At 51.3% G+C, this 24,784-nt stretch carries 18 protein-coding genes and 1 pseudogene; 12 read left to right on the top strand and 7 right to left on the bottom strand.

What is annotated here, in order from left to right; genetic code table 11:
* Window positions 1-204: 204 nt before the first annotated feature.
* Window positions 205-3,789, bottom strand: coding sequence for a 3-keto-alpha-glucoside-1,2-lyase-like domain-containing protein (locus tag BSZ32_RS01125; RefSeq protein WP_105041717.1), 3,585 nt, complete (start codon window positions 3,787-3,789; stop codon window positions 205-207).
* A gap of 270 nt (window positions 3,790-4,059) precedes the next feature.
* Between BSZ32_RS01125 and BSZ32_RS01120 the strand changes: the two genes are divergently transcribed.
* Genes BSZ32_RS01120 through BSZ32_RS01110 form a run of 3 tightly spaced genes read left to right on the top strand, consistent with a single transcriptional unit; the run spans window position 4,060 to window position 7,428 of the window.
* Window positions 4,060-5,985 carry a DUF7133 domain-containing protein gene (locus BSZ32_RS01120; RefSeq protein ID WP_105041716.1) on the top strand — a complete coding sequence of 642 codons (1,926 nt, stop codon included), beginning with the start codon at window positions 4,060-4,062 and terminating at the stop codon, window positions 5,983-5,985.
* Complete coding sequence (locus BSZ32_RS01115) at window positions 5,979-6,422, top strand: hypothetical protein (RefSeq protein WP_105041715.1); 444 nt, start codon at window positions 5,979-5,981, stop codon at window positions 6,420-6,422. The genes BSZ32_RS01120 and BSZ32_RS01115 overlap by 7 nt, the downstream gene beginning before the upstream one ends.
* Window positions 6,355-7,428 carry a c-type cytochrome gene (locus BSZ32_RS01110; RefSeq protein WP_165788564.1) on the top strand — a complete coding sequence of 358 codons (1,074 nt, stop codon included), beginning with the start codon at window positions 6,355-6,357 and terminating at the stop codon, window positions 7,426-7,428. The genes BSZ32_RS01115 and BSZ32_RS01110 overlap by 68 nt, the downstream gene beginning before the upstream one ends.
* A 518-nt stretch (window positions 7,429-7,946) precedes the next feature.
* Here BSZ32_RS01110 and BSZ32_RS01105 read toward each other — a convergent pair.
* The 3 genes and pseudogenes from BSZ32_RS01105 to BSZ32_RS18170 all read right to left on the bottom strand — a co-directional run bounded on the left by BSZ32_RS01105 (window position 7,947) and on the right by BSZ32_RS18170 (window position 11,341).
* Window positions 7,947-8,996 carry an NHL repeat-containing protein gene (locus BSZ32_RS01105; protein WP_206018681.1) on the bottom strand — a complete coding sequence of 350 codons (1,050 nt, stop codon included), beginning with the start codon at window positions 8,994-8,996 and terminating at the stop codon, window positions 7,947-7,949.
* 82 nt (window positions 8,997-9,078) lie between these two features.
* Window positions 9,079-11,115 (bottom strand): annotated as a pseudogene (locus BSZ32_RS01100) (DUF6288 domain-containing protein).
* Window positions 11,066-11,341, bottom strand: coding sequence for a hypothetical protein (locus tag BSZ32_RS18170; protein ID WP_129589523.1), 276 nt, complete (start codon window positions 11,339-11,341; stop codon window positions 11,066-11,068). The pseudogene BSZ32_RS01100 and the gene BSZ32_RS18170 overlap by 50 nt, the downstream one beginning before the upstream one ends.
* A gap of 218 nt (window positions 11,342-11,559) precedes the next feature.
* On the opposite strand from BSZ32_RS18170, the gene BSZ32_RS01090 reads away from it, so the two are divergent.
* The 7 genes from BSZ32_RS01090 (at window position 11,560) to BSZ32_RS01060 (ending at window position 17,021) form a co-directional block, all read left to right on the top strand.
* Entirely contained in the window at window positions 11,560-11,928 is a 369-nt protein-coding gene (locus BSZ32_RS01090; RefSeq protein WP_105044730.1) for an MmcQ/YjbR family DNA-binding protein, read from the top strand.
* Between the two features lie 81 nt (window positions 11,929-12,009).
* Complete coding sequence (locus BSZ32_RS01085) at window positions 12,010-12,993, top strand: DHH family phosphoesterase (protein ID WP_105041710.1); 984 nt, start codon at window positions 12,010-12,012, stop codon at window positions 12,991-12,993.
* Window positions 12,994-13,004: 11 nt separating this feature from the next.
* Window positions 13,005-13,730 carry a tRNA pseudouridine(55) synthase TruB gene (gene truB, locus BSZ32_RS01080; RefSeq protein ID WP_105041709.1) on the top strand — a complete coding sequence of 242 codons (726 nt, stop codon included), beginning with the start codon at window positions 13,005-13,007 and terminating at the stop codon, window positions 13,728-13,730.
* Between the two features lie 11 nt (window positions 13,731-13,741).
* Complete coding sequence (locus BSZ32_RS01075; protein WP_165788563.1) at window positions 13,742-14,656, top strand: bifunctional riboflavin kinase/FAD synthetase; 915 nt, start codon at window positions 13,742-13,744, stop codon at window positions 14,654-14,656.
* A gap of 189 nt (window positions 14,657-14,845) precedes the next feature.
* Window positions 14,846-15,010: a hypothetical protein gene (locus BSZ32_RS18570; protein WP_165788562.1), complete on the top strand. Its 165-nt coding sequence runs from the start codon at window positions 14,846-14,848 to the stop codon at window positions 15,008-15,010.
* Between the two features lie 248 nt (window positions 15,011-15,258).
* Window positions 15,259-15,900, top strand: coding sequence for a sulfatase-like hydrolase/transferase (locus BSZ32_RS01065; RefSeq protein WP_105041706.1), 642 nt, complete (start codon window positions 15,259-15,261; stop codon window positions 15,898-15,900).
* Entirely contained in the window at window positions 15,813-17,021 is a 1,209-nt protein-coding gene (locus BSZ32_RS01060; protein WP_240610685.1) for a sulfatase-like hydrolase/transferase, read from the top strand. The genes BSZ32_RS01065 and BSZ32_RS01060 overlap by 88 nt, the downstream gene beginning before the upstream one ends.
* A 330-nt stretch (window positions 17,022-17,351) precedes the next feature.
* Here BSZ32_RS01060 and BSZ32_RS01055 read toward each other — a convergent pair whose 3' ends face one another.
* From BSZ32_RS01055 to BSZ32_RS01045, 3 genes are all read right to left on the bottom strand, one after another.
* Entirely contained in the window at window positions 17,352-18,629 is a 1,278-nt protein-coding gene (locus tag BSZ32_RS01055) for a DUF1552 domain-containing protein (protein WP_165788561.1), read from the bottom strand.
* 115 nt (window positions 18,630-18,744) lie between these two features.
* On the bottom strand, window positions 18,745-21,816 hold the full coding sequence (locus BSZ32_RS01050; RefSeq protein WP_105041703.1) for a DUF1588 domain-containing protein: 3,072 nt from the start codon (window positions 21,814-21,816) through the stop codon (window positions 18,745-18,747).
* A gap of 371 nt (window positions 21,817-22,187) precedes the next feature.
* Entirely contained in the window at window positions 22,188-23,522 is a 1,335-nt protein-coding gene (locus BSZ32_RS01045) for a sulfatase-like hydrolase/transferase (protein WP_105041702.1), read from the bottom strand.
* Window positions 23,523-23,646: 124 nt separating this feature from the next.
* On the opposite strand from BSZ32_RS01045, the gene BSZ32_RS01040 reads away from it, so the two are divergent.
* On the top strand, window positions 23,647-23,988 hold the full coding sequence (locus BSZ32_RS01040; RefSeq protein ID WP_240610531.1) for a hypothetical protein: 342 nt from the start codon (window positions 23,647-23,649) through the stop codon (window positions 23,986-23,988).
* 166 nt (window positions 23,989-24,154) lie between these two features.
* A complete protein-coding gene (locus tag BSZ32_RS01035; RefSeq protein WP_105041701.1) occupies window positions 24,155-24,784 on the top strand; it encodes a hypothetical protein in 630 nt (209 codons plus the stop codon).

Here is a 24,784-nt window from a genome sequence, read left to right as displayed (position 1 = left end):
TGGTAAAGGATCTCAAAAATAGAGGATTCATTATGCAGCATTACGCTGGATGCGAGCTGAGAGGTGGGGGGACAAAAAAAGCGAAGAGGGTGAGCTCTTCGCTTTTTGAAATGTTGGAAAAGTAGTTTTACCGGTGATTGAGTGATTTAGCTCATTTTCGGTTGGCTACTTTTTGTGCTGCAGCTTTGGGGGGGAGCTGGTGGCTTATTTGAAGCGTTTGAGACGGATGTTGCGGAAGTCGACTTTCATCGGTGGTCCGGCGTGGAGCTGGAGGCCGATTTTTCCGCTACGGATGCGCTTTTTGTCATTATCTGTTAGGTCAATGGCGACTTCGCCGTTTACCTTGTGGACGATGTGGTTGCCTTTGCAGATGATCTCGTAGGTTATCCACTGGGTGATGTCTAACGCTTTAGGGACGAAGGATGAAACGACTTTTTTCTTGCCGGCTTCATCGATCACCATGGTTTGACCGCGCTGGGTGACGATGCCGCGTTCTTTCTCGCCATAGATCATGGCGAGGTATTCAGCTTTAGGGTGCATGTCACACTGGGATCCGCGCATCACGAACTTTTTAGGATCAACAACTTCACTGCGGTACATAACGCCTGAGTTGTTGTCAAAGCAGCGAGCTTGGTAAACGAGGTGGAAATCTTCTAGATCGTCACCCTGTAAGATGAGGAAGGTGTTTTTGATTTTCTTGCCGTGAGTGGAGCCGTGAATGACGCCGTCTTTAACCGACCAGAGATCTGGATCACCTTTCCAACCGCTGAGGTCCTTGCCGTTGAAGAGTGACTCAGCGCCTTCCAGCTTAGGCTGGTGCTGTGCTGCCGAGAAGTACTCGTGGCTTTCATCTCCAGCTGAGAAGATGTAGGCGATGAGGTTGCTGAGTTCATCAGGGTTGAGTGTGTTGATTAATCCTGCTGGCATGTGTGAGACCTCATACGGCTTTTTGCTCTTCACGTCTGCTACCTTTACCTGGACGTTGCTGTCCGAGGAGAAGGGATTCGTCATGAGATGGAGCTGTCCGTCTTCTTCCGTGGCAACACGGCCGATGACGGTAGAGCCGTCTTTCATGGTGAACTGGGTGCTGATGTATTGATCAGAGATCACCTTGGATGGGCTGATGATGTTTTCCAGCATGTCCTCTAGGGTGTAACGGTTTGCGGAGCCTGTGAGGTCCGGTCCGATGCCCATTCCTTGACCAGCAAAGCGGTGGCATGAAGCACAGGCAGTGGCGTGGAAGAGGTTTTCACCACTGGCGAAGTCTCGTCCTTTCAAGTTGCCCTTAACGGCAGCAACGGCATCTTTCAAGTTCCAAGCACGGCCGGGGCCTTTAGGTGTTTGAATGGCTCTGGCGGCGACAACTGATTTTGCGGAAGCTGCGGCATATTTAGTGCGTTTTGCTTCATCAGTGACACTGGCGAGTGCTTCCTTGCGGGAGTTTTCAATGAATGCTCCAAAGCTGTTTCCACCTTGCCAAGTTTTTGCTCTAGGGAACCATGAGAAGTAGCTGGCTCGGTCTGCTTCACTCCAGCCCTCTTTGATAGAGCGAAGTGAGAAAGCTAGGGCAAACTGCTGGACGTTCGGGCGGAATTGCTCGGTACGCTTTACCTCTTTTGCGTAGCGGTCATTTCGTTGTAGGACCTTGTCATCGAGGATTTTTTCCTGGGTGTCGGTGGCGTTCAAGACCATTTGCACAGTCTTTGACACGGCGCCGGGTGCATTGAGGAATAAGAGGACTTGGCTCAATTCGCGATTCACGAAGTTATCCTTGTGTGGGTAGAGGTCGTTCAGGGTTTTGACGACGGCTGTGGCATCGGCTGAACTCGGTTTGTCGAGTCGAGTGAAGGCCAGCTGATAGGCACGAATAGCAGCTAAGAACTGCTGGGTGTCCATGTTTTTGTAATCGAGCTTATTCAGAGCTGCTAGAATGTGAGGCTGTTGGTCTTTGGTGCCCAATCGTGCTAGCGCGGTGGAGAGTTCGATCACTGCCCAAGGAGATTTTTCCGTGGTGATGTGCTTTTGCCATTTTGCTACTGGCTGTTTTTCTAGGGCTACACGAGCGGCGTAGCGGATGAAGCGGTCTTGGTGCTTGAGGTAGGGCAGAGCCTTAGCAATCGCTTCTGTGCCGACTCCTTGGTCGTGGAGGCCTTCGATTTTACGGCGTAGAACTAGGTCAGGGTGGACAGCTTTTGGTTGAACTGCAGCTGTGGATTCGTCGCCAACGTAAGTGAGCTTATAGAGCGCGGAGGTGGTGCGACGTCCGCCGACCATGAAGTACATGTCGCCATCTGGGTGGATGATAACATCTGTGAGTGGAAGGGGTTTGCCAGAGACAAATTCTTCCTTGGTCGCTTTGTAGGTCGCGCCATCTTGCTCGAGATGCACTGCGTACATCGTTCCATAGGTCCAGTCGTTGATGAAAATGGCTTTTTGGTATTTGGCAGGGAAGCGAGCTCCCAGGCCATTGCTAACACCTGTCGGGCTACCTGGTCCAATGTTGATGGTGGCTGGGAGTGTGTCGGTGTAATAGTCAGGCCATTTTCCTGTGCCGTGACGCCATCCCCAATCGACGCCGGAAACGACGTGGTTGACGCGGGTAGGGCGATACCATGGGGAACCGACGTCGTATTCCATATCGGCGTCAAACGCGAAGAGTTCGCCATCGAGGTTGAATGCTGCATCAAACTGGTTACGGAAACCGTGGCAGATGACTTCTTGGCTCTTTGCGTCAGGACTGATTTTCATGATGAATCCGCCAGGCGCCATGCGTCCTTTGTTGTGGCCACGGCCATCAGCCATGCGTGCAAGGATGTGATCTTCTTTCCATGCTTGAGCCATGCGGTGGTAGGTAGCGGACGCTGGCATGTCAGTGTTGTTTCCGCCAACCACGTAGATAGATTTTTTATCTGGGCTTAGCACGAGGCTGTGACATCCGTGTTCACCTTTGGCTTTGAAAGGGATGAGAAATTCTTCTGAATCATACTGGTCGTCGCCGTTGGTGTCGCGCAGGCGGTAGAGGCCGCGTTTGCCTTCGCCCACCATGATGTAGAGACTGTCAAATGCGTAGAGCGCGCCGTGGCCGCCGGTGACCTTGACATTGAGTTTTTCGACCGAAAGTTTTGGTTTTAGAGTAACTCGGTAAATTCCGCCGTACTGGTCGGTTGCTATAATGCGCCCTTTAGGGTCAACAGTCATTCCGACCCATGAGCCTTGTGAGGCTTTGACCACATCGTAAATCTTCTCGGCTTTGAAGCCCGTTAGGGTAGCGAGTGGTATGGTTTGTGGTGTTGCCGCGGCGACGGCTTTTTTAGGGCCGACCGATGTGTTGAATACTTTACCCCAAGGTGCAGCGCCATACTTAGTGACTTCCACTGCCTGGTGCCACTCGCCCTCGTGGGACTGCGCCATCCAGCTCTTATTGGTTACTATTTTTTGCTTACCAGCCTGAAGAGTCATGATGAAACCGGCCGCTGCGCCTTCATTGTCGGCCTCAACCAAGATGTGGTTTTTTCCGGGCTGGAGGAACTTCGCCACATCCATTTTCACTGGCTTTTCCCAAGTTTTAGAAGCGGTGACCTTTTTGCCGTTGATATGCAATTTGAAAGAATTGTCGCAGGTGATGAGCAGGGGAGCTTTGGCGGGTTTCGCCTTGAGCGTGAGAGTGGTTTTAAAGTTTGCCTCTTCGCTGGCTATGGGGCCTTTTTTCCAAATCCATACGGGCTCGGCGGCAAATGCCTGGATGGCAAAAAGACTCAATGTAATGAGGTGAATAAGATGATGTTTCATAAGATTCTGTCTAACGTTATATGGGTGTGAATTTTGTTTGTAATTTGCTTTTGTTGAGGGCGGTTGAAGCTTGCCGCTGCTGGGGAAGCGCGGGAATTGGTAGATACTGAAGAATGAGCAGCTATCTGCCAATGAAAAAAATAGAGGAAATGAGTTTGATTGCTAAGAATTTCTTTTTGAAATACCGGGCAAAAATACTCATATGCTTGTAAAAATTAAATCCTATTTTTTTGATCGTAAAATGCGCGGCAATAGCAAGAATCACGCGCCATGAAGCCGAAGTATTATTCGACCCTTTTTCAATTCACTATTGCCGCTGTATTAAGCGCATCCTTACTCACCGTTTTCGCCGTCACTGACGCGGATGTTAGCGTGATCGAAGGAACTGCTAACCCTAAACCGTTGCCCGTCGTCGATGCTGATAAGGCACTGATTTCCACGATCAAGTATCCTGAGGGAATGACTGCCACTGTTTTCGCGAGGGAGCCGTATGTGAAGGACCCCACTGCGATTTCTATCGATGAACAAAACCGTGTCTATATAGCAGAAACCCACCGCTTTGCTCGTGGAGTCGAGGACAACCGACGTAACGGCCACTGGACCGGAGACGACTACGCGCTGACGTCCACCGCTGAGCGCTTGGCGATGTACAAGAAATACGCCGATAAAAAACCACTCTCGTATTATACCGAATTTTCCGAAAAGATCCGCGTGATTGAAGACACCAATGGCGATGGTAAAGCGGATTTGAATAAGATTTATGCGGAAGGATTCAACAATCCGCTCGATGGCACAGCCGCTGGCGTGATGGCTCTGGATGGTAAAGTTTACTTCGCCTGTATTCCAAACGTCTGGATGCTGGAGGACACCAATGGTGATCTCGTTGCTGACAAGCGGGAATCACTTCAGGAAGGATACGGCATCAGTGTCAGCCTCAGTGGCCACGACCTCAACGGCTTCGCTCTGGGACCCGACAATCGGATTTATTTCACCATTGGCGACCGTGCCTATAACCTCAAAACTAAGGACGGCCGTCATCTCTACAGCCAATACGAAGGTGCCGCATTCCGGATGGAGCGCGATGGCAGCGGGCTCGAGGTAGTGCACTCAGGTTTGAGAAACCCGAAGGAAATTGCCTTCGATCGTTTTGGTAACGTCTTTTCGGTGGATAACAATATGGACATGGGCGATGAGGCACGCGTGGTGGATATCATCGAGGGAGCCTATTCTGGTTGGCATCGCGGCCACCAAGCATTCCCATACTTCACCAATCTTGTCTACGGCACCCGCCGCCACGACACAAACTGGATGAAGGAAGGCCATTGGGACATGAACAGCAAGCTCCGCCCTCGTGCTATCCTGCGCCCATCCGGTTTCCTGACTAAAGGTCCATCAGGCCTAGCTTACAACCCAGGCACAGGCTTGGCTGAAAAATGGGACAACCACTTCTTTGTCTGTGATTTCACCGGTTCAGGCAGTGCCGTGATCGGTTTCCGCATGGAGCCCGATGGTGCGGGGTTCAAGATCGAACGCAGTGAGAATTTCGTCTCAGGACTACTCAATACCGACATCGAGTTCGGCTACGACGGCAAGGCATACATCTCCGATTACGTCGGCAGTTGGCCGACCCATGGGTTTGGCAACATCTTTACCTTCCATGATCCTAAGGAACTCGCAAAACCAGAAACCAAGGAAGTGCGCGGGCTCTTCGCCGAGGGATTTGCTAAGTTAAATACTGAAAAGCTGGCGAAGCTCCTTCGTCACCCAGACATGCGTGTGCGCCTCCGTTCGCAGTTCGCCCTCGCTGAGAATATGGAAAACCGCAGTGTCTTCATCGCCGCCACCCAGCCTTCCGAACCCATCACCACCCAATTGCACGGTGTCTGGGGATTGGGAAATCTGGCACGTCTGAAGAATGATACCGCCTCGGCGAAACAACTTGCAGCGCTCTGTTCCGCTGCCGATGCTAGAGTCCGTGGCCAAGCCGTGAAAACACTAGGTGACAGCGGCTACAAGGCTGGCATCAAAACCGCGACCAAACTACTTACCGACACTGACCCAAGAACTCAGATGCTCGCCGCGATTGCGGTTGGAAAGCTCGGTAACAAAGCGCAGGTTCCCGCTCTGATGGCCCTTGTTGAAAAAAACAACGACCAGGATGAATACCTTCGCCATGGTGCTGTCCAAGGATGGTGAAAATCGGCGATGCCGATGCCATCTTCGCCTACGCTAACAATAAATCTCCCGCCGTACGCCGCGCTATCGTGCTCGCATTCCGCCGCCTCAAAGACGGCCGCATCGGCAAGTTTCTCAACGACAGTGACCTGAGCATCGCAGTCGAGGCTGTGCAGGCAATCAACGACAACTACATCGAGGGCGCTCGCAAAGACCTCGCCGCCGCAACCCACCTGCTAGGGAAATCAACTTGGCCGGTCGACATGCGCATTCTCAATGCCATGATCCGCGCAGGTGGTGATGAAAATGCCAAACGCCTGATCAAAGTGGCGTCCGATACCAGCCTGAGCGAATACGCACGCACCGAGGCATTGTTCTTGATAGAAAGATTTGAAAAAGCACCTCCTACCGACGACAACGGGAATGTATCGCCCGATCGAAGGCCAGCAAAAAATTGAACCAAAAACACGTGAGGAAATCCGGGCAGCTCTGCTTCCTATGCTCTCCAGCACATCTGGCAACCTCCTCGCCGAGTCCCTCAAAATGGCTGGGAAATTCAAAGTGGAAATCTCGACTGAGACATCCATTGGCCAGCTGATGAATCCGAAGAACCTTCTCGGAATAAGGTTGGAGGCAATGAAAAAACTCGAGTCTGCGAAGGCTAAGAATTTTACAGACCTATTGGTCAAGCTCACAGCCGACAAGGTCTCAAAGATGCGCCAACCAGCGCTTCAGACGCTGGCGCGGATGGATTCAGTTAAAGCATTTGAGGTGGCGCAGAAGACACTCGCTTCAGGCAAAAACTTCGACAAGCAACTTGTCATTGCCCTACTCAGCACGCTGAAGCACCCAGAGTCCTCTACTGTTCTTCTGAAACTACTACAAACGTTCAAAGAGCAACCAATCGCGATTCGCTTGGATATTCTCCAAGCCGCCAAAAAGCGTTCCGAGCCGTCACTCGCCAAAGCTCTCACCGCCTATGAAGCTAGCATTGATAAGGCAGACCCGCTCGCGGCATTCGAGATCACCCTTGCCGGTGGAGATGTTGGTCGCGGTAAGAAGATCTTCTTCCGCAATGGTTCAGCCAACTGCCAACAGTGTCACAAGGTCGGTAAACGTGGTGGAGATGCTGGACCAAACCTCTTGGGCCTCGGCGCTCGACAGGACGCGTCCTACATTCTGGAGTCCATCATCGTACCCAGCGCCAAGCTCGGCCCCGGCTATTCACCTATCGCCATCACCATGAAGGACGGAAGTGTGGTTGCCGGTATGCTCATGACTAATACTGACACCGAAGTCGTTGTCAGAAATGCTGAGACTCAGAAGGACACCGTCTGTAAAAAGACGGATATCGCCAACCTACCTCAGGCAATGTCAACGATGCCTCCGATGGGCGCCATTCTTAAAAAAGACCAGATCCGCGACCTCATCGCCTACCTCTCATCCCTCAAGTCAAAGAAGTAATCCATCCAGAGGTCTAAGATCGTGACGGCGGTTTCTAACCGCCACGTCCGTATTTGATAAGGTTGGGGCTTGGCGGTTGGAAACCGCCGCCACGGTGCGTGAAATATTGTGTCTAAATCTGCGTGCTTCACCTTGCTAGCCTGAAGGGCTATCGGAACTTAGCCCAATGGTTGCCGACAACAGGAGGCTACCTTGGGTTTCCGTATGATCTAGTGGGCAATGCTGAAAGTATTGTGGAAGGGTGATGCGGTGTCTCAAGTTCCGCAACTCCTACAGAGTTGTCCTATTAGAGGTGTTTTATCCCAGCGTAGGAACTTCGTCCCAACACTGGGCTAAGTTACGGAAGCCCGTTGGGCTAGAGGGGAGTTATATTTTCTGGGGATATTGTGCGTCTAAATGTGCGAGAATGTGACGGCGGTTTCTAACCGCCTCGTCCGTGTTTGATAGTGTTGGGCTTGGCGGTTGGAAACCGCCGCCACGGTACTTGTAAATATTGTGTGTCTATATCTGCAAGGGATTTACTTTTTGAGTGGGGAGAGCTGGAGTATCACATCGTTTCCACCTCCGAGCTTCACGTCGTCGAAGACTGCGAGGTAGAGGTGGTCGGCTCGGGCGGTGAGATAGTAGGGGGTCATTCCGTCGGGAACCAAACCGCTGAGATCTTGCCAATTTCCGGTGACGAGGTCGTCGAGGGTGGCGAAGCGAATGAACTTGTTCTCGTCGGGGTTGGTTCCGCTAGAGTACTTCGGGCTAAAATAACTGGTCGCATACCAGAATCCATTGAAAAACTCGGCGTCATTGAGAACCAAGCCAGTTTTGGTCCAAGATCCGGCAGGCGCACCGCGCTTTTTCTTGAAGCTATTGTAAACCTTGACCTGCGCCTTGTCCCAATCGAGAACCTCAATGATACGGCCAGCCGCTGAGCCAATGACATACAAGTGGCCATTCACAAAAGTCAAACTCCGAGAATAACCACCGAGGTGTTTTCCCAGACTGAGAACGCTCTCGTTTTTTCCGATGGCTGAGAAACGAAAGACGTGGCCCGAGTTGGGGTTGAGCGCATAGATCCAACCTGTGGCGGGATCGATCACGATGTCGTGCGGACGCTTCAATGCAACACCCTGGATTTTATTGGTCTGGGCGGTTATCTTAGCCTTCGAGAGATCAGCAAAGGAGATCAGCCTGTGGTTGTCGGTGTCGTTGGCATAGTAAAGCTTATCCACGGGATTGTAGATGACCGAGTGGTGGCCGCGGACTTTGATTGGTGACACCTTGAGTAGGTCACTGGCGCCGTCACGATACATGAATCGGTTGTTATTAAGGTCGGTGACGATTTCTTGACCTTTCGGCCCGAAGGCAATGTGTGTCGCTCCCTTGAAGACTGCTGGGTCACTTCCGCCGGGGGCATATTCACTCACAGTTAATCCCAATTCTGATGTCTCTGGTTGTTTTGCAGTCGGTGCTGCATCAGCTGAATGAATGGAAGTGAAACAAATGACTGCGGCCACGAATGAGGCAGCAGCGCGTGGGTGTTTAAATTTAAGTAGGTTTGACGGCTTTAGTTGCATTAGTAGGGATTTCACTTTGATCGACTCGACTTGCACAGTGTTGGTTATTTAGGGGCTTCTTTTGAAGCACTATGTGTTATGACTACTCGAACAACTGGTAGATCGTTTCCTTCAGCTCGGAGCCTATCTTCTCGTAGTAGGCATCGGCTGTTTTAGTGTCGCCGATGATTTCGCTATACAACCCTGCAGATGCCAGAGCTTCTTTGTTTTCTGGGCGATAGGTTGCCACCAGTTGTGCCAGCGTGGCGTGATCTTTTGGAGTGAGGTCGGTGAAATCAAAAGTTGCCTGTTTATCGCCTTTCAACGCTTGGAATGTCAGTTTGCTCGAGCTCTCGACTTTCGCCAGCCATATGTTCCCTCGAGCTTTCGATATGCTGATCGGGTTTGGTTTCAGCTCGTTGGCGTAGCTGATCTCGGAAAGTAATTTGATCAGTCCCTTGTCCAGAAGTGTCCGGCGTTCGTCGGAGATGGAACGTGCTTTTCTGCGTGGGCTGCTGAATCCTCTTTTCGGAGTCGAATTACTAACAGCGGCCGATGTTCCAGCGCCGGTGATTTGTAGGTGCCTCTTGCCGAGCGACAACAAGATGGCTCCAGTGGCAGTCGTCAGGGTGCGTGGACCGTAGGAGCAGTCCGAGTTGCAGTTCGGGCGGTCTCTGCCCCACGGCTGGAGGATCAAACCTCCGTTGTGAGTTTCTGAGAGAATCAGGAAGGTCTTCATGTAATCGAAGTAAGCACGGAGCTGCTTCGGTTGATCACTCTGCGCAGATCCGAGAATACTCCAGAATCCGTGGAGGTTACCACCAGCGTGGCCGTCGAAGGCGTTGCCGGGGGCGATTGCACAGGTGTTGGCTAGATGTCTGCCAAGATATTTCCAGGAAGTAGGAATGTCGCCACGCACCATGTGCGCCACAGCGCCCATACCAACGGGGGCTAGGTGTGAGCCGCTGCGGGTTGTTTTGTAGGCTTTCTTTGGCTCTGGAGCTTGCTTGTAGTCCGGGTGATTACGGTCCACGCGCAGAATGCCCTTATCCATCAGCTCGGTAACGATATTGGTGTCGGCTTCCTTTTCGAGCCAATCGGTCGGCTTAAATCGGGGATCGGCCTTGGTTGGCCAGAATACATCATAGTCGCCTATGTCTTTCATCCCGTTGGGGAGCAAATAGCCAGCTCCCTTGCCGCTTTTGCTGCCTTTACTAGGTTTTTTCAGTTTGATGATGGCGTGGCGGGGGGTGATTTTAGGGTCGTTGAAGCGGTCCGCGGAGTTGAAGGCGTAGGAGATTTGTGCCGTGTCTGGTGTCGCGCTGTTGAGGTAATGTTGATGGATATTCTGGTAGAGAGATTCGTCGTAGGGAAGTTCAGCTTTGTCGAACAGCCTCATGGCGATCATTTGCAGTCCAGAAATAGCGGCGATGGAGGCATAGGGCTTTTTGCCGGTGAGTCTCAGGTTGAGCTCGGCGCGGTGTGTGTAGATGCCGTTGCCATTACGTGAACCTAGTGGCATGGCAGCTGTGAGTGACTCGATGGCTGGTAGGAGTTTTCTGTCCTTATGCAAGAGGTAGTACTCACCCATGACGATGCCCTCGAATCCCCACCTCCATGTCTGAAAACCGCCGCCGTCAGGTTGGTAGCGCAGATTGTAGTAACTCTTGATGTTGTCCTTGATGACGCTCTTATACTTCGAGTTGTTGCTCGCCATCAGAGCCAGCATTTGGTGCGCCTTGTTATGTGGGCCACCGTGGAAGGTGTTTGGTGATTTCCAGTTGCCTGACTAGTAGTCCATCACGATAAAGTCGCAGAGTTCTTCGAGCATCATCTCGGAGCGCTTGCAGTTGTAGGGGAAGGTGTCAGCAAACCGGCCGACCACTCTGAGTGGTACGGTGACCGTTTTTTGGTCTGTTTGTTTACCTTGTGGCCAAACCATAAGATTGAGTTTTCCGTCACTTCCTTGGCTGTCTTCAATGTAAGCCGCCAGCTCCATCATTGGGCCGTCCCAGCCACCACCGCCGCGGAGGTTGCGGCCAAAGCGATGGGATGTTTTAAACCTTTTACCATTGGCGCCGACGATGATGTCATCGATTTCGATAAGCTTTAGCGGGCGATTGCTTGTCCTGGAATACATACTTGACCGCGAGTTGGTTCGGCTTGTCGGGGTAGATGCGTGCGCGGATTCCTGTTGGCCCGAGATTGAGAAGCCAGGGCACCGTTTTCAGTGTTTTCTCCATCTCGAGATCATAGAAGCTCCGCAGCTTCACGTCCCACGGGTATTCGCCACGCAGCATGATGGAAGACGCGTTCTGCGAGAGAAGGCAAAGCAATAATAGCGAGAAGAAAATTCTTATTTTCATGGCGTATGATTAGCTGGTGATAGGGGACATAGCAATGACCGATTGATGATGGTTCACTTCTCCTGATCGAGCGTTTCTCTTCAGTTACGATGCGAGCATCACTCCTTCATCAAGTCTTGATTTCTCAGAAAATAGCTCCGCCATTAGTCTCTTTTCAATCTCTCAGTGGTATTATGTGAGGGTTGATACTATTTGATAGGTATTATAAAGTGGCTGCAATGGATTTGGCTGAAATGATTGGGTGTTGCATGTCCTTGCCTGAGGTGGAAGAAACGACCCCTTTTGGGCCGGATGCGTTGGTTTACAAAGTGGCTGGTAAGATGTTTGCGGTGACTGACCCTCAGAGGGTTCCTGTTGGGATAAATCTGAAATGCGATCCAGAAAGAGCGCTGGATTTGCGTGACCAATATGATGCCATTCAGCCAGGGTGGCATATGAACAAGCGCCACTGGAATACCGTCGAACTTAATGGTAGTCTGCCTACCGCATTACTTCACGACCTGGTGGAGCATTCGTATCGATTGGTGGTGGCTGGTCTAAAAAAAGACCAGCGCAAAAGCATTGAGGATAGATTAGAGATTTCATAAATCTTCAAACTATCAATGCTTTCGCTTGCTTGAACTAGGAGTCTGGAGACAATCAACACCTTCTAAGATTTTTTTATCAATATGAGTAACTCCACTTTTCCTGAAATTGCCCAAGCTCTGCGCGAGCACCAGTCCTTCATCATCATGAGCCACGTCCGTCCTGATGGCGATGCTATTGGCTCGCAGTTAGCTATCGGCCACGCGCTCGAGCAATTGGGCAAGACTGTCTATTATGTCAACGAAGATGGCTTGCCGGATAATCTCGCCTTTTTGCCACATTCAGAAAATCTCATTCAACCTAAAGGAGAAGTGCTCGATGTAGAGGTCGCCATAGCACTCGACTGCGCCACCAAGCCACGTCTCGGTGATAATGCGCTTAAGGCCGCATCCAAGGCAAAGCTCTGGATCAACATGGATCACCATATATCTAACCCTGAATATGGAGATTTAAATTACATCGATTCCACCTCCCCAGCGACTGGCCAGATTCTTTACAACTTCATCACCTCAGAAGGTTTCCCTTTGTCTGATGTGACTCGCGATGCCATCTACGTAGCAGTGTCCACCGATACAGGCTCATTCCAGTATGGTAGCACGACGGCGGAAACGTACGAAATGGCAGCTGATCTTATGCGTCGTGGCCTCAAGGTTGGCCAGATCAATGCTAAAACCTACGACAGCCACCCATACCGCCGAGTCGAACTTCTTCGTCGATTACTTAATACCCTGCAACTTTCCGAGGACGGCCGATTGGCCGATTGGCAGTTAGTCTACAGCACGCAAATAGCACTTGGACTCAAGCCTGAGGATAGCGAAGGACTCATTGATATGATTCGCGCTGTCGACGGAGTGGAAGTCGCAGTCTTTTACGAAGAACTCAAAGATGGTATGATCCGTGTGAGTATGCGCTCGAAGAATAAGGAGATCAACGTCTGTGACGTGGCCAAAGTATTTGGTGGCGGTGGCCACGCAATGGCTGCTGGTATCCGCACTGATGGCACCATCGAGAGTGTCCGCGACGCAGTCTCTGCCGAGCTACGTGACCGTCTCGATGCAAACTCCTAAACAATTGATCGATGAGTGATATTGAAGAAATTCCTAGCGGTGTGCTGGTGGTAGATAAAGACCCTAACATGACCTCACATGACTTGGTGGCCATCACGCGCCGCCAACTCAAATTTAAGAAAATTGGCCACTGCGGCACGCTTGACCCGATGGCGACTGGGGTGATGATGTTAGTCATCGGAAAGGCGACAAAGCTTCAGGACAAGTTGATGTGCGAGGACAAAGTCTACGTCGGTTCTCTCAAATTAGGCGTTACTACTGGTTCGCAAGACAAAGAAAGCGACACAGTAGAGGTAAAGGATGTTCCCGACTTTTCCGAGAAGGACATAGATAAAGCGTTCAAGAAATTCTCGGGTGATTTCGAGCAAATTCCACCAATGGTTTCAGCAATCAAGAGGAACGGTGTGCCACTCTATAAGCTTGCTCGTAAAGGCATCACCGTGGAGCGTAAACCACGAGCCGTGACAGTCATGGACTACAAAGTCCACCGGGTGGAACTTCCTGAAGTCGACTTCACCGTCAACTGCACCAAAGGCTTCTACGTCCGCACCTACGCCCATGATATAGGTCAAGACCTTGGCTGTGGGGCGCACCTTATTGCTCTCCGCCGTACCCGTTCAGGTAAGTTTGATCTCAGCCGAGCAATCAAGACGGAAGACCTCAAAGTTGCCACCCGCGAGCAAATTATCGAAAAGATGATCAAGCTCGATGAAATCGCAGAAATGCTTTCCGAATAACCTTAATGAAGGTGTTCCATCACATCGGTGAACTTCGTCAGTTAGAGAAGCCTGTGCATCTAGCACTAGGTGTCTTTGATGGAGTCCATGTGGGACACCAAGAAGTCATCCGACACGCCGTCGAGGCGGCTAAAAAAGATGGCGGACTTGCTGGAGTAGTGACTTTCGAGCCACATCCGATCAGGGTTCTAGCACCTGAGCGCGCGCCCCGGCGTATCTTGGCGTCGATCCAGCATAAGGCAGACCTACTTGCTGAGCTCGGAGTCGATTTCCTTTGCGTCCAGGAATTCACCCTCGATTTTTCAAGACGTGAGGCGAGGGAGTTTATTGAAGACCTCGCTCAGAACTCAGGACAACTCCGGCACATTGCTGTTGGAGAAGATTGGATTTTTGGAAAAGAGCGCGGAGGTAATGTCCAGCGCTTGAAGCAGTGGGGGAGTGAACTCGATTTTGAAGTCGATGCCGCACCACCGGTAATGGTGCAAGGTGAACGTGTGAGCAGTACACGTATTCGCCAAGCGATCCGTGACGGAAATATTTCTGCAGCTAAGGAGATGTTAGGTCGCGATTACACCGTGGTGGGAACAGTGGAGAAGGGGAAGCAATTGGCACGCCAGCTAGGCTTTCCAACCGCCAATGTGGTGGCTCACAATGAGCAACTCCCACCTGATGGAGTATGGGAGTTGGAAGCCGTCATCGATGGTGCTCATTTTAAAGCAATCGGTAATTTAGGCCGACGTCCCACTGTCGAGAACGAGAATGCTCGGCGTTTGTTAGAAGTCCACGTTTTCGACTTCAATGGCGACCTCTATGACAAAGTCATCGAAGCAAAATTTCTCAAATTCATCCGCCCAGAGAAAAAATTTGACTCAGTGGACGATCTCAAAATGCAGATCTCAAAGGACGTAGCATCGGTCCGCAGCTAAGGCAGGGAAGGTTTCCTCAGCGAAACACGTAAAAGTAAAAACTCCTAACTCCTAATTGGAGCACAGTGACTTCTACCACGAATTTCAGGAATAGTAGCGAGCTCGTAAAGTGGCACCTATGTTCTGACCGTACAGGAGAAGGCCGAACTCTTTTTTGACCAACTTGATGGCAAGTTGATTGAGAGGACGTTGCCCAAAGTCGTTGGTATTGAAGAGGACGACGATACTACGGGTGATCCATTTGCTGAACAAAACAGCGAACAAGGCGACGCTGACGAACCCGCTCCCGGCCCGGAGTCAAAGCCTGAGGGCGATGACAAACCTAAACTTGAGTCGGAGGTGTGCCCCCAGTAGCGGGAGGCAAGCCTCAAACGTTAGTCTAAAAATGAAACATCTCTTCCTACTACTTTCATAATACTACCCGGCAACGTTTATTTCCCACAAAAACGATTTTTCTTTGGCAGGGGATCACCCGCTATATCGACGTACCCGACATCAACAAGCGGCCACAGTTCCAAAATCTTGCTAGGACACTATTCAATGCTAAAGTGATTCACCTCTATTTTACTTTGATGTCTTGCACCAGAAGGTAGGTTTCACCCATGAAGACCTTCCTGCTGCTGGTCAGCGCACTCATTTTCCAACTGCCCACCATCGCAGCGGACCTCCCTAACATCCTCTGGATCACTTCCGAGGATAACGATTACGGCTGGCTCGGCTGCTACGGCAACAACGAAGCCCAAACTCCCCGGCTGGATGACCTGGCATCTCACGGTGTGCTCTTCAAACACGCCTACTCAAACGCACCGGTCTGCGCCGTCGCACGCTCCACCATCCTCAACGGCGCCTACGCCGTCACCCAGGGGACCCAGCACATGCGCAGCAGACACCCGATTTCGGCCAGCTATAAACCCTACACGTCCTACCTCCGTAAGCTCGGATACTACTGTACCAACAGGTCGAAAACAGATTATAATTTCAAAGGCAACGACCCCTCCGTATGGAACGAATGCTCGAGAAAAGCCCACTACAAAAACCGACCCGATGGCGCACCTTTCTTCGCCGTTTTCAACCTGACGGTTTCCCACGAAAGCTCGCTGTTCGAAGAAAAAATCAACAACAACCGGGCACGAGGCATCATCCCGAAAAAACACGGATCGATCCAGCCAAGGTCACCATCCGTCCCTATTTACCGGATCTGCCCGAAATTCGGTCCGACATCGCGATCTACCACGACACGATGACGGCCCTCGACACCCAGGTCGGAAAACTTCTCGATGAACTGAAAAATGCCGGCCTCGGTGATGACACCATCATCCTCTACTACGGCGACCACGTAGGCATCACCCCACGCGGCAAACGCTATCTCAAGGACAGCGGGACTCACATCCCGATGCTCCTGCAAGTGCCCAAAAAATGGCAGCACCTCTCACGCTTCAAGCCAGGTCAAAAAGTCGACGAACCTGTCGCCTTTGTCGACCTCGCCCCCACCTTGCTCTCACTCGCAGGCACCAAAAAACCCGAACAAATGCAAGGCAGGGCATTTCTCGGTACCCATCGGGTTGAGCCAGCCAAGGACGACATGGTTTTCCTCTTCGCTGATCGATTCGATAAAATCTACGGTATGCGCCGAGGCCTGACCGATGGTCGCTGGAAATACATCCGCAGGTTCACCCCGCATCTATCAGCGGCTCCCTACAGCTACTATCAATTCAGTCAAGCCGGATGGCGCGCCTGGCAACAAGCCTGGAAAGAGGGCAAACTGAAGGGACGGCATAAAGACATATGGCTGGGCAATCAACCCATCGAGGAACTTTTCGATCTGCAATCCGACCCCTGGGAGGTCAATAACCTCGCGACCGACACCAGCCACGTTAAACGCCTCACCACCATGCGGGCACGTCTTAAGAATAAAATGATCGAGGTAAAAGACACTGGGCTCATCCCCGAACCCATGTTTGCCGAACTTGCCCACAGCCAACCGATCTCTAGCTATTGGAACACACGCTCCGCAAAGCTCCCCAGCCTGGCCGACCTCGCATTCACCGCCTCGGACCGCAACACCAAAAACCTGCCACTCCTGATCAAGACACTCGACAGCAAAGATCCGGTCACCCGCTATTGGGCAGCACAAGGCATCCTCATCCCCGGGAAATCCGCTAACCATGCCCAACCCGATATGACCCGGCTTCTCACAGACTCCCAGTCGGCCATCCGAGTCACCGCCGCGCAATATCTTTTCACCCTAGGTAAAAAAGAACAATCCGTCACCGCCCTCATGGCTGAGCTTAATCGCAAAAAAAAACAACGAATATGCCCAGCTCAACACCATCAATGCCATCACTCAAATCAACGCACTGGGTGAAATCCCGGACAGCTGGGTCAAAGCAACCTTGAAAAGTAATAAGGCCGGAAAATACGTCCAACGCCTCGCAAGCAAACTCGCTAAATCGGGGAAAATAATTCCAGCGATACGGGTACGCCTTTGACTGGGCTGGTATCCATTTTTCGTAGAACCACCAAGCCAAAGAATATCAAATGCGGACTGGGCTGTTAGAAGTTGCATCACAGCTCCTTATCGTGTCAGTCATCAAAAGCCCTTACTCCCTAAAAAATAGAGCTGCACGCACGCCGATCCATACTAGAAATGACCTATTGAAGAATCTGTTAAATCTGAGTAATCTGGGGCTAGAAATTAAGTCATAAATTGCTTAATCGCGCCGGATTGGTCGAGTTTTTTGCGTGCCATTTCCAGGTCGAGGTCGCCGTAGTGCTCGATCGGGTTTCCGTGGGCGTTGAGCAGCGTGGTGTACAAGTTGCCAAGGGTCTTGTGACCTTCGGTTCCGAGGACCGGCAGGCGAATATAACGGCCTGCGATATCCAGATTACAGTTATTGCCAGCCATGATGAGGAAAGGGGACTCCAAGCCAATGCCGTGGTGGGTTTCTCCATTTTCCGGAAAGTACATGATCATCGTGTTGTCGAACATGGTGCCATTTCCCTCGGGTGCTTGCTTGAGTTTTTCGACGATGGTATTGATCTGATTGACGTGACTAATGCGGATTTGCTCGCGGGTCTTCCAGGCTGGCACACCGCCGAAGGCTTCGTCATGCCCTAAGGGGTGAATGCCGACACGGTCCGTTTCATTTCCAGGTAGACCGGTGACTGGCGTTCCCAGGTCATCAATCGTATAGGTGACGACGTTGGTCAAACCGGCTTTCAAAGCAGAAATGAGCACTTCTGTCATGGCCTCTTGTTTCTCAGGCGTGCTCGCATTGGCGCCACCATTTAGATGCACGGGTGCAAGCTCTGGCAAATGCTTGGCGAGCGATCCGGAAAGCGCGATCAGTTTTTTATTGCGCTGGCGAATCGCATTAATCGACTCGATCTGTGCCTCCTGACGTCTCTTTTCATGACCCCTTATGCCGCTTGTTCTTAGACCTTCTTTGCCCTGCAAAAACGACAGCATGTCATTGTCAGAGTTAACAGCTTGCGGGTTTAGCACGGATTTGAAGAGTTCGCTTCGTGCCGTATCTGGATCCGCATAACAGTAATTTCGCGTTTGCGGTGATGGTGCGGAATAGCCAGAGACAATGCCAGTGCGGCCGCCGGCGAATGACAGCTCGACGTGGCCGAACGGGGAAGGAAATAGCTTGGCTAGTTCAAAGTCGATGGTTGCCCGCTTGATGGCACTGAGGGTGTTTCGATTCGATTTGAAGCAGCCCATGACCGATGAGTACGAGAAGTGGACGTTTTCGCTCATTTTGGCCGAGAGCCCCTGCAGGATGGTCATATTCGCCTTGTGTGCGTCCAAGCCTCGCAACCACTTGGGTAACTCGTGTTTGTCCAGATCCACTTCGAGTGGTTGCTTCTTCTCATCGAGCGCTTTGTCCTTGTTTGAAAAATCAGGCAAGGCGATTTCAGAGGGACGGATACCGCTGGATTTTCGGATGAAGATGAAGCGCTTTGGCATCCCAGTGCCCGTAACTCCTTGAGCGGCGAACAGCTGGTTAAAGGATGGGGCTAGAGACATCGCACCTGCGCTAAGTGCTGAAGTTCTTAAAAAATTTCTTCGGTTTGTCATCGGTCTAGTTCTCTATGGGTTTGCGGTAAATGAATGAATCTGAAGTGAGCAGTGATACGATGACGGCATCGAAACTACCGCCGTTATCGACATAAGCCTGTTCGGCGTCAATCAGTGTTTTTGAATCTGAAAGGGACTCGTTGCGGCCCATGAAATAGCGGAAGGCGTGGCGGATGATCGACTGGCGGACCCGCCGAGATTTACCCAGGCGTTCAACTAGATCAATTGCATCCTTCAGTTCCCCATCCAGAGCATCGTCTTCGGTGCCCTTCAGGTATCCTTTTGAATCAACTGGTAACGTCTTGTAGATGTCACGAAGATCTAGCAGGTGATTGCGCTCCTTGGGCTTATCTGGCTTCTTCTCGATGAGGTTATCAGGATATTCGAGCGACTCTTGAGTTCTAAATCGGCCAAAGTCATCATAGCTTTCGAATGTGTTGCCCAGTGGGTTCATGTGGACGTGGCACTTCCAGCAGGATTTTGCGCCAGTGGCTCCTGCCAACCGAGCGCGCAGGGTTTTATTATGGTCCTCCGGAATCACGGCGTCGACGGTGATAGGTACGTCGGGGATGGTGCCCGCGAGCAATTTTTCGCGCACCCATTTACCTCGGTGAATCGGGTCCGTCTCGGTGTTCTTAGCAAAAGCAATCAGCCAGGCAGGGTGGGTGAGAAGACCTTTACGGTTGGCTACTTTTGCTGGTTGGATGGCGGCCCAATCCCAGTTATCCTTACGGTAGTTGAAGAATTTAGCGACGTTTTCACCTTGCATGAATTCAGATCCATATCCTCGATACATGTCGAAAGGAGCTGCCTCTTTTTGCCCTTTGTCCAGCCTAGCGGTAATAGTCGTCATCGACTTCTTGAATAGCTTAATGGTATCGCCCTGGCGGTTTCTCGCATCTAGTTTGTCTGGATCGATACTCCGCATCTTCACTTCTTTCAGGAACTCCTTGTGATCGAGAAGGTCTTCTTTCTTAAAGTTCTTCCAGTCGGTGTCCTTAAAGTGCTCGTAGATGCTCTTGATTCTGTCCGAGGCTACCTGCATCCGCTCATTGTCTCCGTCGTGATAGACGTAGAATTTTTCGGTGGTTAGCAGTTCTTCAAAAACGTTTGTATCGTTCTCCAGGATATGCTCGACAAGCCGGTCTGCTTCGTTGAGGAGCCGCGACGTAGCATTCCCGAGCCGGTCTCCACCGAACCGTTTCTCATCCTTGAAAACCGTGAGCGCAGCGGGGTATCCAAAAAACTCGCGAAAGAACCGTAGCTTCCGAATAGTCGCATTGGTGGAGTTGTCGTTATAATTTTTGTCGGCGAGGATTGGATCGATGAGATAATTTGTATCTCTATTCTTCAACATGCGCAGGACTTCCCGTTTGTAATCCTCCCGGGTATTCAGTTTGCCGCTCTCAGCAGCACTGGCCAATTCCGCATCGGGGCTTTGGTCTGTTAGCGCGTAAGCAATCGCGTAACTGGCATCGCGCGGCGAAAGCATCTGCCGTCCATGTTCGTCTGCTGATCCGCCACCGAATTCCTGACGGTAGGAAAATTCGCTCGCTAGAATGAAGGTTTGGATGAGCTTCTGGATGGCCTTGAGCTTGCCGAGTTTGGCCACGTAGGACTTTGACAGAGTGAGATACTCATCCGCTTCCTTTTTATCGGGAGACCGTTCCAGGATTTGCACACTCAGCTGACCCACGAGAGCGGACAGGAGTTCGTCTGACGGCGGTCCTGCGGCGATGCGGTCTTGCTCAAAACCATGCGTCCACTCGGCCATGCATTTCTCGATAATTTCACCATAGTAATGGCCTTTGTTGCGATGCTTGCGGATCGCCGATTCGATCACAGCCATTTCAGAATCAGCGAGAGGCTTGTAGATAAGAGGTTTGATCTTGCGTCGGGCTTTTTCCACGTGCTCGCGGAACTCGGTGAGGTAATCACGCAGCAGCGTCATGCGGCCCTGGATTTTCCGTTCGTGGTCGCCGAAGTAAAACCAAGTTTGCTCACATAGATCACGGAATTGGTCATCGGATTTTTCCGAGTGTACGGGGTCCATCAGGAGACGAAAAACCATGGTATCGGCCTCCAGCCCCTTGAGCATTTTCTGGGCGACGTGGATCGGGGCCTTCTTGTATTTCTCCCCCTTTTCAAGCTCCTTGACATCCTTCAGCGTCACCGGCTGGTAGCTGGGTAGCAGCGTGATGTTTTCATCGCCATAGATCTCGTCACTGAGTCGTGCGATGAAGTTTTCTAGGAATTCGCGGCGTGAGGCCAATGTCGCATGATGCTGGTCTTCGAGCGCCATGATTTGATTGATGGCAGGAAGATATTTGGCATTTTTGCCCTTCACCATTACGTTGGTGATGTATTCGGATGTATTCTGGGCATTGGTCAACATGCTCGACAAGTGGCCACCAGTGAGATCCTCGTTGGCGTAATACCTGACTCCAGAGGCGTTTGGCAGAAGAAAAGGGTTGGCTAGGCTTAGGTTCTGAATCTTGCTGCCGCCCACGACGGATGTTCTTTGTTTGCCGCGTTTTATTTGTGACTTGTTCTCTAGGATTCTCTGAAATTTCGCGTTGAATATATATTCACTGATCAGCCAGCGCCGGTCAAAGGTGAAGCCAGGTTCATCTTTGTATTCGCCGGAGAAGAGCTTTGTGTGATCGACGTAATTGCCAAACTCAGGTTTCTGCAGCTTTCCTTCCAAGGTCGAAGCTTTGTGAATACCCAGTTCGGTTGAGAGGTACGCCAGAAGAGCATTTCGTTCTTCCTCAGTGGGCTGCTTCTTCTTTTTCGGCGGCATGTGCCGAAAGTAAACCTGCTCCTGCATCCGGTTGAAAAGATCCAACCGCTTTGGAGTGTCTAGATCGTTCAGGTTATCCAGCCTGATGTCGCCTTTTTGTTCATCTTCGTCGTGGCAAAAGTAACAACGCTTATCCAATATTGCCTCGACGTTATCCGAGACCTGAAAGGTGATTTCTGGCTTCGTTTTATCCGCCGAAGCTGCTGCCCATTCAATCAGGCAAATGTTTAGAAGTGCGGTGCATGCTACCGCGGTAATTCGAAATCTTCTCATATGAAATTATTTGGAAATTTTATTGGCTGGGATTAATGGCATTCTTACGATGTATAGGCGACCCACCTTTCATCACGGGGAAATTATTCTTCGAGCTCGATAGCTCGTGCTGATCCCTTCAGGCTGGCAATTTCGCACAATTAATCCACATTTCAAGTGGGTCTTTTCCGGCATAGAAAATGGCGTAACCTGAAGATTGCTTGCGCCATGGAAAATCAACAAGGGCGGGATAGCTCGAAATTTTGCTTTTTGGCAAGGTTTTAGGAAAGGCCGACAAGGGGTGTATTACGGCCGCAATGAGGTAGACGAGGAATCCAAATACGATGATTGCGACTGTTTCATCGGTGCCCGCTCAAGTTAGGATCCAGGTGTTATTGTGCGGGGACGGGGTGCCATTGTTTGATGTTCTTTTTCAGGCGGTCGACTATTTCCGGGTGGCTGGCGGACAATTCGTTTTTTTCCTGAGGGTCGTTTTTAAGGTTGTAGAGTCTAACAGGAAGTGTGTCCCAGACGTGGAGGTTTTTGTATTTGGTGGTATCCTTACCGTGATGGCGCACGAGAAGTTTCCAATCGCCTTCGATGCACCAGAGGTATTGCAGGGTGTCGTCGGGGTTGCCCACGGTGATGTTGTGTGTCGAGTTGCACACGCCAAACACACGTTTACGCGCTTGGCGGGCTTTGGCGTCGAGCAGGTTGATTCCGGGGAGGTCGGCGGGCGGATCTATACCGGCTGCGGCGGCAATGGTAGGGAACAGGTCGATGGCATGCGCTAAGTCAGGGACTCGGGCCGACTCTGTATGGCCGGGCCATGAGATCATGACGGGTGTGCGGGTGCCATTTTCGTAGGGTGAGCTTTTGGAGCGTTGGGCGTAGCCTCCCCAGAGTTTTTGATTCGGATCCTCTTTGTTGGTGCTCGGAGCGGCCCAGCCATTGTCGCAGATGTAGATCACCATGGTATTTTCTAGGACTTTTTTTTGATCTAGGTAATCGAGCAGTTCGCCGCAGGTTTCATCGAACCATTCGCACATAGCAAAGTACTTCGCCACATCCGCGGCGCGTCCAGGTTTAGTGTATTTTTCGAGTAGCCTTTTGGGTGGGTTGTGCGGGGTGTGCGGCAGGAAGGGTGCATACCAGAGTAAGAACGGCTTTTTCTCCTGAGTTGCGTGATCGATGAAATCGGTCACCGGTTTCAGGCCTGTGCGGCCGATCTTCAGTCCTTCATCGCCGTGACGTCCGCCACGTTTGGGGTCGCCGTGGGTCATGCCATGGGTAAACCCGCCATCTTGCCATGATCCCTCCCACCATTTTCCTGACTGATGGGCGAGGTAGCCGTTGGAGGTGAGTAGTTTGATGAAGCTCGGGTGCTGGTGAAATGCCGCTCGCATCGGGACGTCCAGCTCGGCGCGATTTTTGTTTCCATCGACATCGTTGCCGGTGATCCCATGTTGAAACGGATAGAGCCCAGTCGCCATCGACGCGAGGGACGGTCGGCAAAGTGGCGCTGCGACGTATCCGTTTGGCATGACCAAGCTGCGGGCGGCCAACTTGTCGAGGTGAGGAGTCTTGATCTCGGCGTGTTCCATGAATCCGTAGTCGGTCCACGCCTGGTCATCACTCAGGATGAATACGATGTTAGGGGGAACCGCCGCTATCAACATCGGCTGGACTGCCAGAATCAGGCTGGTGATAAATAATGTAATCCGCATACGTGGATATGACCATGGAACCAGCAGCTTTCAAGTTAATTGCTAATTGATTGCTAGGTATTTGCTTTTTGCGGAGTGTCCCTGAGGACGTTGTTGGGGAGATCGGAGAGGGGGAGAGAGGGGGGTGATCACCACTGGCCGTCTGAACCGACTCCTCAACGACGCGATCGATATCAAGCCACCATCACAGCACAAAAAGTACAAGAAGCGGGTAAAGCTGATGTACGCAACTGCAGTGGTGAATGACAAGTACACAGCGATCCCCGTCCCGCAGTTCATCCTCTTCGTCAATGACAAGAAGCTCATGCACGAGCACTACGAGCAGTACCTCTCTAACCGCATCCGCGAGCAACACAACATCCTCGGAGTACCAATTGTCTTCTCGATCCGCTCACGCAACCAATCCAAAGGAGGCGGCACCCACAGCGGCGGCGACCTAGGACGCGCAGCAGACGAGAAAGAATAACATCCGTCCCCCAATTTCCCCCAAAGCACAGCCTCACCCGCTGTGCTTTTTTTGTTCACCAACTCTAGGTTCCGTAACAATCTTTTCTTCAAATGAACAAACAAAAGAATAAACGCTCTTTTATTCTATTGTTTATTTAACCAGACTGGTTCACAAAGCTGTCGTCATGGAATTTCCTCAAATCATTCAAGGCGGTATGGGTATTGGAATCTCGAGCTGGCAGCTTGCCAGGTCAGTCTCACTCAAAGGTCAAATAGGAATAGTGTCTAGCACGGCCATTGAGCTGGTCCTTATCAGGAAGCTACAAATGGGTGACTTAGGTGGCCACCTCAGGCGCGCGTTCAAGGCATTTCCTGATCAGAGTGTCATCGCACGACTTTTGGAGAAATATTTCATAGAAGGCGGCAAATCAGACGATCAACTATTCTTGCCGAAGCCCATGGCCTCGGAAAAAATGTGCTGGCGACTAAAAGAGCTAATCATCGTAGCTAATTTTACAGAAGTCTACCTAGCCAAAGAAGGCCACGAAGGACTGGTCGGAATCAACTTCCTACACAAGATTCAGAGTCCTTTATTGCCAGCTCTCTACGGAGCGATGCTAGCGAATGTGGACATTGTGGCTGTTGGCGCAGGCATTCCATTGGAAATCCCTAAAATAATTGATGGGCTTTGCCGCGGTGAGGAAGTGACGTTTACCCTCCATGTGCAGGGAACTAAGAATGAGCACCTTCTTACTTTCGATCCTCAAACAGCGCTTTCTGAAGTCTTTACACCAACGAAACGCCCCCTCTTCTGA

The sequence above is a fragment of the Rubritalea profundi genome (genome assembly GCF_002954445.1).
GTDB lineage: Bacteria > Verrucomicrobiota > Verrucomicrobiia > Verrucomicrobiales > Akkermansiaceae > Rubritalea > Rubritalea profundi.
This window is presented reverse-complemented; position numbering and strand designations above follow the sequence as displayed.